Source organism: Leucobacter chinensis (genome assembly GCF_019049105.1).
Lineage (GTDB): Bacteria > Actinomycetota > Actinomycetes > Actinomycetales > Microbacteriaceae > Leucobacter_A > Leucobacter_A chinensis.
Genome location: NZ_JAHQZR010000005.1, coordinates 228,814 through 240,277, shown reverse-complemented (window position 1 = coordinate 240,277; position 11,464 = coordinate 228,814). Strand labels below are relative to the sequence as shown.

The window sequence follows — 11,464 nt, the reverse complement described above, 5'->3', positions numbered from 1 at the left end:
TTCGCTGTAATTCTACCGATCATGCTGGGTCTTTCGCTGGGCAACCAGTGTCACGGGTGAGAAGCGCGAACGCACTCGGCAACATTGCCGTCACCAAAGTCAACGGTGTCACCCGCTCGAAGCACGGTGCTTGATCCGCCTCTCAAGAGTGCAATTTCGCTACCTTCGGGCTGCACCACAGTGCCATTCTTCGACCCGAGATCAATGATCTCAACGCCATCTTCAAGCCCGCGCAGCACGGCATGATTTGCTGACACCTCGCGTTGTGGCGACAAGAGCGTCTCAAGTTTTTCGCCGTTATCGACGATTGGGGTTGGCCTTCGCCCGATGACCACCCGGTCACCGATACCCACGACTTTGCCGCTCGAAAAGCGCAGCATCCATTGCGGCACGGTTCGCCGCACAATTGTCTGCTCTTCGGGGTTTGTCTCGGTCATAGCCCGCAGCGCAGGCGCATTGCGAAACAGCGCCGAACGATCGGTTTCACTCGTGTTGGTGAGCGAAAACTGTTCGAGCGGTTCATGCCCCCATACAAGCTCGCTCGTTTGTACCACACCGCGGTTGAGCGGCAGCGACGGGGTATCCCGAGGCGCCTCATCAAGCCGCAGCGTTACACAGGTCACCCGATCGGCGCTCGCTTCACTCCAGGTGGTCACGCCCTCGCCCGAATAGGTATCGCCATCAAGCTCAATCGTGGCCCTCCCGCGAAGAGCAGTCGAGACAGCCCCCTGAGCCCCAGGGACGAACTCCAACAGGGCGAAGTCACGTAGCTGACCGATGCCTCGCCCTGCGAGCGCCGACAGCACGCTCTCAAACGAGGCGTCGTACTCACGAACACTGGACCAAAGCTCTGACGCTTCATCGAGAGGAACGTCAGCGAGCAAGATCAGACGCTCAGTAACGAGCGCAGAGCCTTGCCCATGCACGGCATACGTCAGCACAAGACCCCCATCTGTAGTCTGAATGATTCGCAGTCTAGCGCGACTCCCTGACCGACTGGAATCCCTGATTTCAGTGATTATTTCGTCATGCGAAACTCACCGATTCGTTCGGCAAGCCTTGCGAGCTGCTCGTCTACCCGCACCCGGGCGGTGCCGCCCATGCCGACTCGAGAGTTCACTGACCCCTCGATCGTGAGTACCTCTCGTACCCCGGCATTCAAGTGCGGTGAGACGCTCGCGAGCGCCTCGTCATCGGGCTCGTGCAGTTCAAGACCACGCTCTTCGCAGTACCGAACGAGTTCGCCAGAGATCTCATGAGCATCGCGGAAAATCACGCCCTGCTTCACGAGCCACTCGGCCACGTCGGTTGCGAGCGAGAAGCCCTGCGGCGCAAGCTCGGCCATGCGCCCAGTGTCAAAGGTCATCGTCGCGACCATTCCAGCAAAGGCCGGCAGCACCATTTCGAGCTGGTGAACCGAGTCAAACACCGGCTCTTTGTCTTCCTGCAGGTCACGGTTGTACGCGAGTGGCATCGCTTTCAGGGTCGCGAGCAGCCCCGTCAGGTTACCGATCAGGCGACCCGACTTGCCGCGCGCGAGCTCAGCGATGTCGGGGTTTTTCTTCTGCGGCATGATCGATGAGCCAGTCGAGTAGCCATCGTGCAGGCGCACAAAGCCAAACTCCTTGGTGTTCCAGAGAATAATTTCTTCTGAGAACCGTGAGAGGTCGATACCGATCTGTGCCGCGATAAAGGCGAACTCAGCGACCACGTCGCGAGCCGCGGTGCCGTCGATCGAGTTTTCCAGCGGATCGCCGAGCCCCAATTCCCTCGCAACAAGTCGCGGGTCGAGTCCCAGCGAAGACCCAGCAAGCGCTCCCCCGCCATAGGGCGAGAAGCGCGCGCGGGCCTCCCAATCGCGCAGTCGCTCAAGGTCACGCACGAGTGGCCACGCGTGAGCCGCAAGCTGGTGCGCGAGCAATACCGGCTGGGCATGCTGCAGGTGCGTGCGCCCCGGCAAAATCGCCTCGGGGTGAGCGAGCGCCTGATCGAGCAACGCCTCGATGACGTGAATAATCCCCTCGCGGATCACCGCCGAGTGATCGAGCAGGTACAGCCGCACGAGCGTCGCAATTTGGTCGTTGCGGCTGCGCCCGGCTCTCAGCTTGCCGCCGAGATTACCGCCCGCGATGTCGATGAGCCCGCGCTCAAGCGCCGAGTGTACGTCTTCGTCATCATCGGCAGCAACGAAGCGGCCGTCAGCGACGCGAGCGAGCAGTTCGTCAAGCGCTGCGTGCATTTCAGTGAGCTCTTCTGGCGAGAGATAGCCGGCGTGGGCAAGTGCCGTCGCATGGGCTTTGGAACCGGCAATGTCATATGGCGCCAGAATCCAATCAAATTGGGTCGACTTGCTAATAACCTGCAATTCGGGCGACGGGCCCGACGCAAATCGCCCACCCCAGAGGGCTCCTGCTTCGCCTGCGCGGTTGTTCTGCTCGGTCATTTTTTCGATTCCTCCAAGAGCCAGGTCATGAGTGCTTTTTGCGCGTGAACGCGATTCTCGGCTTCCTGCCACACCACACTCTGCGGGCCGTCGATGACCTCCGGGGCCACCTCGTACTCGCGGTAGGCGGGCAGGCAGTGCATAAAGATTGCTGCTTCATCGGCGTGCGCCATGAGTTCGGGGGTCACGCGGTATGCACCGAAGAGCTCGATGCGGGCTTTCGCCTCATCTTCCTGCCCCATCGACACCCAGGTGTCGGTGATGACAACGTCGCTCCCAGCGGTCGCCGCGATCGGGTCGGTTGTGACCGTCACGCTGCCGCCGGTCTCGGCAGCAATGCGCTCAGCATCGGCCACGATGTCGGCACGGGGGTGGTAACCCTCGGGGCCTGCAACGCGAATATGCATACCTGCTGTCGCAAAGCCGAGCAGGTACGAGTGCCCCATGTTGTTCGCGGCGTCGCCCACGTAGGTCGCGGTGAGGCCTGCAAGGTCGCCCTTCGCCTCGCGAATCGTTTGCAGATCAGCAAGAATCTGGCAGGGGTGAAAATCGTCGGTGAGTGAGTTGATCACGGGAACGGTCGCGTTTGCCGCCATCTCTTCAACCCCCGAGTGCGCAAACGTACGCCACACCACGGCCGAGACCATGCGTGAGAGCACCTTCGCCGAGTCGGCGACGCTCTCTTTGATGCCGAGCTGCGCCTCGCCGGGGTTCACGATGATCGGGTTGCCACCGAGCTCTGCGACACCGGCGGCAAAGCTGAACCGTGTGCGCGTTGAGGTCTTGTCAAAGATGACTGCAACCGACTGCGGGCCCTCAAGGGGCCTTCGTGAGTAAGGTGCTGCTTTCAGCTCTAGCGCAAGATCAAGTACCTCACGCTGCTCGCTGGGGCTCAGGTCGTCGTCGCGAAGAAAATGGCGAATCATTCCCCCAGTCTACAGCGCGGGCTGCTGCTGGGTAATGCAGTGCACGCCCCCGCCGCGGGCAAAGAGCGGGCGCGCGTCGATGCTCACAACCTCACGGCCGTATGCCGAACCAAGAATGTCGCGCGCACGGTCATCAGCGTAGGTATCGCCGAATCGGCACGCAATCACTCCGTCATTGACCACGAGATGGTTAATGTAGCTCCAGTCGACAAGCTCGCCTCCAGAGCGCACTGTCTCAGGACCAGGCACCTCGATAATTTCGAACGCACGCCCATCGGCGTCGTGGGCGGCCGCCAACGCCTCACGAATGAGCGGGACCACTGCAAAGTCTGGGTGATTCTCATTCGCTTGGGTGTGCATGAGCACCGTGCCGGGGGCGGCAATGGTCGCGATGATATCGATGTGCCCGTTCGTGCCGAACTCTTCGTAGTCGGCGGCGAGCCCCCGCGGAACCCACACGAAGTTGCTCGCTCCGATCGTGCGCTTCAGCTCGGCCTCAACCTGCGCTTTCGTCGCTCCGGGGTTGCGGCGTGCATCAAGCTGGACCGTCTCAGTGAGCAGGACCGTGCCCAGGCCATCAACGTGAATGCCGCCGCCCTCGTTGACCATGCTTGAGGTGATGAGCTCGGCTCCGGCGTACTCGGCAATGATGCGCCCGTGCTGCGACGATTTCTCCCACTCGGCCCAGTCGTTCGCGCCCCAGCCATTGAAGGTCCATGAGACGGCGCCCAACCGGCCTTCATCGACGACAAAGCTCGGCCCATGGTCACGCACCCAAAACTCATCGACCGGTGCCACAAGGTGGTCGACGTCGCTGCCGAGCATGTTCTTGGCACGCTGAATCTCGGTCGGATCGACAAGAACCGTCACCGGCTCGAACTCGGCGACCTTGAGCGCTACCTCAGACCACGCCCTGTAGCACTCTTCTTTTTCTGCATCGGTCTCGCCAAGAGTAGGGCCAGCTGCCGGGAACGCAAGGTAGGTGCGCTCGTGACGTGCGGTTTCTGACGGCATGATCCAACTCATGGTTCGGTCCTAACAGTGTGTCGGTGGTTCGGATGGTCTTGTGGCACTCTAACAACACCCGGTCGGCCAAATCGCAGAGCTCCGGGTGTGGCGCTCAGCTGCCCGGACTACTCGTCGAGGTCGCGAGCTCCAACGTGCATGATTGCGAGCACTTCGGGGGTTTCATGCCCGGGCCAGGTTACAGTGAGCACCTCCGCACCTTCGGGGCCACTACCAGCTCGCGTCGCCACGCGCTTCACCGCGAGCGCCGCAAACGGCGTTTGCGCGTAACTGATCCCGTCTTCACTCGTAACCTGCCCACCTGAGAAGTCGGGCACGACCGCTCCTGGCTCACCCGAGCCACGCACGTGGGTCGTCACCTGGCGCGGTTCGCTGCCCCCACCCTCGAGCGCAGTCTGCTCGTTCGCCTCGGTACCGCCCTGCGCGATCGCAACGGCGAGCACATGCCGGTACACCGGGTCGCCCATCGCGTCGTACACCCAACGGGTGCCGTGCACGCCATGCTCGGTCGTGCTCATAAGAAACGCTTCGCCCTCAGCAAGCGGTGCACCTCGGTAGGTGACGGGAACGTGGTACACGGTCTCGTCACCCGCCGTCACGAGGTGGCCCTCGACGCCCACCTCACCCTCGGGGTCATCGAAACGGTAAGCGCCAACAGCTCGCAACTGCGATGCATCGCCCTCAAACCAGGGTTGCTTTGGCAACCAGGAGGCGAGAATTTCGAGTTTGGTGGGAGACATCCATGTCTCATAAATGAGTGCCATGCCCCGATCATACGAGAGGCCACTGACACTCGGCAAGAACCGGCCGTGGCTTGACGAAAAGCAGGGTGTTCTGCCGAAAACACCCTGCTTTTCGTCAAGTAGACCGCAAAACTATGTGCACGAGCCCCCTCGCCACGCCCGAGGCGCTGACACCCGAAGGCAAGCCTAAGCCCCTGCCCCGAAGGCAAGCCCCAGCCCCGGGCGCGCAACACGGCACCCAAACGCAAAGAGACCGGCACCCCAACAGGGGCAACCGGTCTCTCGGCCCGCGAGATGGCGGGCGTTACTCGTTGCGGGGCGCGATCCGCCCCACAACGAACGCTACTTCTGGTTCTTCTGGCGCGATGCCGAACGCGCGCGGGCGTTCGAGTCGAGCTCGACCTTGCGAATACGCACGACCTCCGGGGTCACCTCGACGCACTCGTCAGAGTTCGCGAACTCGAGGCTCTCTTCGAGCGTAAGCTCGCGCGGCGGGGTGAGCGCCTCGAAGGTGTCTGAGCTTGCGGCACGCATGTTCGTGAGCTTCTTCTCTTTGGTGATGTTCACGTCCATGTCTTCTGAACGTGAGTTCTCGCCAATGACCATGCCCTCGTACACCTCTTGCGTAGGCTGCACGAAGAACGACATGCGCTCCTGCAGGTTGATCATCGCAAACGGGGTGACAACACCGTTACGGTCTGCAACGATCGAGCCGTGGGCACGCGTGTTGATCGCGCCGGCCCACTCGCCATAGCCCTGCGAAATCGCGTTGGCGATACCGTTGCCGCGGGTGGTCGTCATGAACTCCGAGCGGAAACCAATGAGGCCACGCGCCGGAACGATGAACTCAAGGCGCACCCAGCCGGTGCCGTTGTTGACCATGTTCTCGAGACGGCCCTTGCGCACGGCAAGCAGCTGCGTGATCGCGCCGAGGTGCTCTTCGGGGGTGTCGATCGTGAGGTGCTCGTATGGCTCCTGCGTCTTGCCGTCAACCTCGCGGGTCACAACCTGCGGCTTGCCGACGGTGAGCTCGAAGCCCTCGCGACGCATGTTCTCGACGAGGATCGACAGGGCGAGCTCGCCGCGGCCCTGCACCTCCCAAGCGTCAGGACGGTCGGTGTTGAGCACCTTGAGCGAGACGTTACCGATGAGCTCGCGGTCGAGGCGATCCTTGATCATGCGGGCGGTGAGCTTGTGGCCCTTGACTTTGCCGACGAGCGGCGAGGTGTTCGCACCGATGGTCATCGAGATGGCCGGGTCGTCGATCTCGATCGACGGGAGCGGGCGCACGTCTTCGGCGTCGGCAATCGTCTCGCCAATCGTGATGTCTTCGATGCCAGCGATCGCAACGATGTCGCCGGGGCCTGCGACCTCGGCTGGGAAGCGGGTGAGCGCCTTCGTGAGCATGAGCTCGGTGATGCGCACCTGCTGCACGCTGCCATCCTGCTTGACCCACGCGACGGTCTCGCCCTTGTGGATCTCGCCGTGGTGCACGCGAAGCAGCGCGATACGGCCGAGGAACGGTGACGAGTCGAGGTTCGTCACGTGCGCCTGCAGTGGGAACTCATCGTCGTACTGCGGGGCCGGAACACGGTCGAGAATCGTCTGGAAGAGCGCCTCGAGGTTCTCGTTGTCGGGCAGCTCACCGTTTGCGGGGCGGTTGTGGCTCGCGGCGCCAGCACGGCCCGAGAGGTACACGGTCGGCACGTCGAGCACGGCGTCGATGTCGATGTCTGGGTTGTCTTCGCTGAGGTCTGATGCGAGACCGAGCAGCAAGTCCTGCGCCTCACCCTCGACCTCTTCGATGCGTGCGTCGGCACGGTCGGTCTTGTTGACGGCGAGAATCACGGGCAGCTTTGCCTCGAGAGCCTTGCGCAACACGAAGCGGGTCTGTGGCAGCGGACCCTCGGCCGAGTCAACGAGCAGTACAACGCCGTCAACCATCGAGAGCGCGCGCTCAACCTCGCCACCGAAGTCGGCGTGGCCCGGGGTGTCAACGACGTTAATCGTGATCGGGCCGTTCTGGGCGTGCTCGCCCTCGTACGAGATGGCGGTGTTCTTCGCGAGAATGGTGATGCCCTTCTCGCGTTCAAGGTCGCCAGAGTCCATCACACGATCGTCGACCTGCTCGTGTGCGTCGAAAGAGTTAGTTTGCGTCAGCATTGCATTGACAAGAGTGGTCTTGCCGTGGTCAACGTGCGCAACGATTGCTACGTTGCGAAGATCTTCGCGGGTGGCGAGCGCCATGTGTGGTTCCTTACAGGATGGTAATGATCGTGGCCGACAGATGGCCGACGAGCTATCTTATCGGAATTGGCTGAAAATCGGGGGCTTTCCGCTATTTTCGTTGCGGATCACGCCCGCGCAGGTCGCCCGCACCGGTCGTCGGGCCCGGTGCGCTGATCGTGAGTAGGCTTCCGAGCTGGGCTGCGAAGTGACGCAGAGACGCTCGGGCAGCTGACGAGAACCGGGCGAGCAACCTCGGCAACATGCAGAACGCCCCCTCGCCGGCCGAAACGTGGCACGGTAACGAGGGGGCGCTTCGCGGTCGAATGACTAGCGGTCGGTCAAGCCGAGTTCGATGTTCGCGCCAGGAATGGCCGCGAGCAGGTTCTTTGTGTACTCTTCTCGCGCGTTGTCAAAGACCTCAGTGGTCGTCGACTGCTCGATAATCTCGCCCTGACGCATCACGCACACGCGGTCTGCGATGAGGCGAACGACCGCGAGGTCGTGGGTGATGAACAGGTAGGTCAGCCCCAGATCACGCTGCAGTTCGGCGAGCAGGTCAAGAATCTGCGCCTGCACGAGAACGTCAAGCGCCGAGACTGCCTCGTCGAGCACGAGAATGTCGGGCTTCAACGCGAGGCCACGAGCAACTGCGACGCGCTGACGCTGGCCGCCCGAAAGCTCGTTGGGGTAGCGAGTCGCGAGTTCACGCGGCAGTGATACCTGGTCGAGCAGTTCGAGCACGCGGCGTTTGCGGCTCGCAGGGTCGCCAACCTTGTGCACGTTGAGTGGCTCCATGATGGTGTTGCCGATGTTATGCAGCGGATCGAGCGAGCCATACGGATCTTGGAAGACCGGCTGCAGCTTGCGACGCAGCGCAAACAGCTCTGAGCTGTTGAGCTTTGAGGTGTCCTGGCCATCGATCGTGATGGTTCCGGCTGTTGGCTTCTCGAGTTGCAGCACCATCTTGGCGATGGTCGACTTACCCGAGCCCGACTCGCCAACAAGGGCCATGGTCTCGCCACGGTGAATGACGAAGTTGGCATCGCTCACGGCGTGCAGATCTTCGGTGCCGAAGTTGCCCTTGCGCAGCTTGTAGACCTTGCTGAGCCCCTCGACCTTGACAACCTCTTCGCCGTAATTGATGCGGCGCTCGTCGCCCAGTTCAGCGAGTTGCGTCACATCGACCACATCGGTGGTCTGGGTGACCGGGTCAGCCGAAGCCTCGATGCGGCGTGAGGCGATGCTCGGGGCCGCGGCGACGAGACGCTTCGTGTACGGGTGCTGAGGGCGCTGCAAAATCTCACGGCTTGGCCCCGACTCAACAATGTTGCCCTGGTACATCACGATGAGTTTCTCGGCGCGTTCGGCGGCGAGGCCGAGGTCGTGCGTAATGAACACGAGGGCCGTGCCTGACTCGTCGGTAAGGGTTTGCAGGTGGTCGAGCACGACCTTCTGCACCGTCACATCGAGCGCCGACGTCGGCTCATCGGCGATGAGCAGGTCGGGCTCGGCAGAAAGCCCAATGCCGATGAGGGCACGCTGCTTCATACCGCCAGAGAACTGATGCGGGTACTGCTTCATGCGGCGCTCAGCATCGGCAAGGCCGGCCTGCTTGAGCACCTCTACAGCACGCTCTTTCACGGCCTTGCGCCCCTTAGCGACGCCGTTAGCGCGAATAGCCTCTTCGATCTGGAAGCCAATAGACCAGACCGGGTTCAAGTTCGACATTGGGTCCTGTGGAACGAGGCCGATCTCTCGGCCCCTCAGACGCTCCATGTCACGACGGCCGACGCCAACGAGTTCTCGATCGCGCCACTTCACCGAACCGCCGGTGATTTTACCGGTGCCAGGAAGGAGGTTGATAACGGCGTGCATCGTGGTCGACTTGCCCGACCCCGACTCGCCAACGATCGCGACCGTTTCGCCCGGAAACACGTCGAAGTTGACGCCGTGAACGACCTCTTTTTCGACCTTGTCAGTGGTGAACGCGACCCGTAGGTCACGAACAGATAGCAATGGCTGCATCATGGGTGTGGTGCGTTCCTCGGTCATCGCCGCGCCCTCGCCTTCGGATCAAGTGCGTCGCGAACAACCTCGCCGAGCAGCACGAAGCCAAGCACGGTCACGGTCAGCGCGAGCGAGGGGTAAATCAGCGGCATCGGGTCAGTGCGAAGCGATAGCTGAGCAGAACTAATGTCATTGCCCCAGCTGATGAAATCGCCGGGAGGCAAACCAACGCCCAAGAACGAGAGCGTTGCTTCTGCAACGATCGCGCTTGAGAGCGACAACGTCGTAACGACGATCGCAGGAGCGATCGCGTTCGGTAGAACGTGGCGCCACAGGGTTTCGGCACGGGTGAGGCCGACTGATTCAGCGGCCATGACGAAGTCAGCGTTCTTCACCCGAAGAATTTCGCTTCGCACGATTCGTGCCGTAATCGGCCACGAGAATCCACCGATCGCCAAGGCAATCACAAACGGGTTACGGTGCTGCGAGAGCACGCTCATCACGACGACAGCCGCGAGGATGTAGGGAATCGAGAAAAAGATATCACCGAGGCGCGAGAGCACGGTGTCGATCTTGCCGCCGAAGAAACCTGCGACGGCTCCCATGATCGTGCCAACAACGAACGTGATAAGAATCACGATCAGGCCAACGCTGACCGAGGTTGAGGTGCCGTGAATGATGCGTGTGTACACGTCGCAACCCTGCTTGTTAAAGCCGAGCGGGTGCCCCGCTGAGGGAGCCGCGTTCGAGCTCGCGAGCACACAGTCGCGGGGGTTGAGCTGAGTAAAGAGCGTCGGGAAGAGCGACACAATGACCACCAGCAGAATCACTGCCGCCGAAATCCAGAACATGGGGCGCGAGCGCATATCGCGCCACGCGTCTCGCCACAGGCTCGACTTGCGTGATGAAACCTTCACCGCATCGACTGAGGCGATTGGAGTTTCTTCGATCGGAGCAACAAAGTGCTCAATCGGAGGGCGTTCGGGCTGTGCGTTTGGGTTATGCATACCTGATCCTCGGGTCGAGCAGGGCGTACAGCAGGTCAACAACGAGGTTGACGCCAAGGTAAATCAACACCATGACGGTCACGAATGAAACGACCGTTGAGTTTTCGCCCTTGAGAATGGCTTGGAAGAGCACGTTACCGACACCGGGAACGTTAAAGATACCCTCGGTCACCGTCGCGCCAACCATGAGCGTGCCGAAGTCGGTCGCGGTGTTGGTGATGGTCGGGATGAGCGAGTTGCGCAGGACGTGCACGGGAACGACGCGGTTGCGTGAGAGACCCTTTGCGTATGCGGTACGCACAAAGTCCTGGTTCAGGGTGTCAATGACCGAAGCGCGCGTGAGGCGCATGCTCGTCGCGTACAGGCTCACGCCAAGCACAATTGCTGGCAGGAGCAATTCTTGAATCGGGGCACCGCCGCTGACCGTCGGCTTAAACCAGCCAAGCTGAATGCCAAGACCGTACTGTGCGATGAAGGCGATCACGAAGATCGGAATGCTCATGAAGAGCAGGGCGATGATCAGGTTAATGTTGTCAAAGAACTTGCCCTTGCGAAGCCCCGAGAAGAGACCCACGATAATCGCGATGACGAGTTCGATTGCGATTGCCATGAGCGAGAGCTTGATGGTAACCGGGAAGGTGCGGCCAAGAATCTGCGTGACCGGCTCGCCTGAGAAGCTGATACCAAAGTCGCCAACAAAAATGCCCTTCAAGTAGAGCAAGTATTGCACCAAGAATGGCTTATCAAGGTTGTATTGTTCCCTGAGCCGTTCAATGACCGCGTCGCTCGGAACTTTTTCGCCGAACATGGCCGCCACCGGATCGCCCGGCATCGCAAAGACCATAAAGTAGATCAGAAACGTTGTGCCCAGTAGAACAGGGATGACCTGCAGCACTCGGAAGATGATGTATCTCAGCATTGTGAGATCTCCCTATTGTTTTCTTGCATGAAGCGTATTCTCTCGCAAAATCGTTCAGGCTCTCAAGCCCTGTGTCTGAAACCGTTAAAGCGTCATTGCGTGAACGGGTTACACGTAGACAAGCAAGAGGCCCTGGACTGTAAGCCCAGGGCCTCTTGTCGCTG

General features: G+C 61.1%; 9 protein-coding genes. All 9 read right to left on the bottom strand.

Features of this window, described 5'->3' with window-relative positions; all coding sequences use genetic code 11:
- Window positions 1-50 precede the first annotated feature (50 nt).
- A complete protein-coding gene (locus KTJ78_RS07150; protein WP_217133963.1) occupies window positions 51-941 on the bottom strand; it encodes an FHA domain-containing protein in 891 nt (296 codons plus the stop codon).
- A 77-nt stretch (window positions 942-1,018) separates the two neighbouring features.
- On the bottom strand, window positions 1,019-2,443 hold the full coding sequence (gene argH / locus KTJ78_RS07145) for an argininosuccinate lyase (RefSeq protein WP_217133961.1): 1,425 nt from the start codon (window positions 2,441-2,443) through the stop codon (window positions 1,019-1,021).
- Entirely contained in the window at window positions 2,440-3,369 is a 930-nt protein-coding gene (gene argF / locus KTJ78_RS07140; protein ID WP_217133957.1) for an ornithine carbamoyltransferase, read from the bottom strand. The genes argH and argF overlap by 4 nt, the downstream gene beginning before the upstream one ends.
- A 9-nt stretch (window positions 3,370-3,378) precedes the next feature.
- Entirely contained in the window at window positions 3,379-4,395 is a 1,017-nt protein-coding gene (locus KTJ78_RS07135) for an agmatine deiminase family protein (RefSeq protein ID WP_217133955.1), read from the bottom strand.
- Between the two features lie 107 nt (window positions 4,396-4,502).
- Window positions 4,503-5,159 (bottom strand): CG0192-related protein, encoded by a 657-nt coding sequence (locus tag KTJ78_RS07130; protein WP_217133953.1) that lies wholly within the window; start codon window positions 5,157-5,159, stop codon window positions 4,503-4,505.
- A 321-nt stretch (window positions 5,160-5,480) separates the two neighbouring features.
- Entirely contained in the window at window positions 5,481-7,385 is a 1,905-nt protein-coding gene (gene typA / locus KTJ78_RS07125; RefSeq protein ID WP_217133951.1) for a translational GTPase TypA, read from the bottom strand.
- Between the two features lie 309 nt (window positions 7,386-7,694).
- On the bottom strand, window positions 7,695-9,419 hold the full coding sequence (locus tag KTJ78_RS07120) for a dipeptide ABC transporter ATP-binding protein (RefSeq protein WP_217133949.1): 1,725 nt from the start codon (window positions 9,417-9,419) through the stop codon (window positions 7,695-7,697).
- A complete protein-coding gene (locus KTJ78_RS07115; protein ID WP_217133947.1) occupies window positions 9,416-10,381 on the bottom strand; it encodes an ABC transporter permease in 966 nt (321 codons plus the stop codon). Before KTJ78_RS07115 ends, KTJ78_RS07120 begins: the two co-directional genes overlap by 4 nt.
- Complete coding sequence (locus KTJ78_RS07110) at window positions 10,374-11,300, bottom strand: ABC transporter permease (protein WP_217133945.1); 927 nt, start codon at window positions 11,298-11,300, stop codon at window positions 10,374-10,376. The genes KTJ78_RS07115 and KTJ78_RS07110 overlap by 8 nt, the downstream gene beginning before the upstream one ends.
- Between the last annotated feature and the right edge of the window lie 164 nt (window positions 11,301-11,464).

What these genes read in the sequence shown, in the direction of transcription:
- argH (WP_217133961.1), bottom strand. Translation starts at nt 2,443, where the DNA reads ATGACCGAGCAGAACAACCGCGCAGGCGAAGCAGGAGCCCTCTGGGGT.
- argF (WP_217133957.1), bottom strand. Translation starts at nt 3,369, where the DNA reads ATGATTCGCCATTTTCTTCGCGACGACGACCTGAGCCCCAGCGAGCAG.
- KTJ78_RS07135 (WP_217133955.1), bottom strand. Translation starts at nt 4,395, where the DNA reads ATGAGTTGGATCATGCCGTCAGAAACCGCACGTCACGAGCGCACCTAC.
- KTJ78_RS07130 (WP_217133953.1), bottom strand. Translation starts at nt 5,159, where the DNA reads ATGGCACTCATTTATGAGACATGGATGTCTCCCACCAAACTCGAAATT.
- typA (WP_217133951.1), bottom strand. Translation starts at nt 7,385, where the DNA reads ATGGCGCTCGCCACCCGCGAAGATCTTCGCAACGTAGCAATCGTTGCG.
- KTJ78_RS07120 (WP_217133949.1), bottom strand. Translation starts at nt 9,419, where the DNA reads ATGACCGAGGAACGCACCACACCCATGATGCAGCCATTGCTATCTGTT.
- KTJ78_RS07115 (WP_217133947.1), bottom strand. Translation starts at nt 10,381, where the DNA reads ATGCATAACCCAAACGCACAGCCCGAACGCCCTCCGATTGAGCACTTT.
- KTJ78_RS07110 (WP_217133945.1), bottom strand. Translation starts at nt 11,300, where the DNA reads ATGCTGAGATACATCATCTTCCGAGTGCTGCAGGTCATCCCTGTTCTA.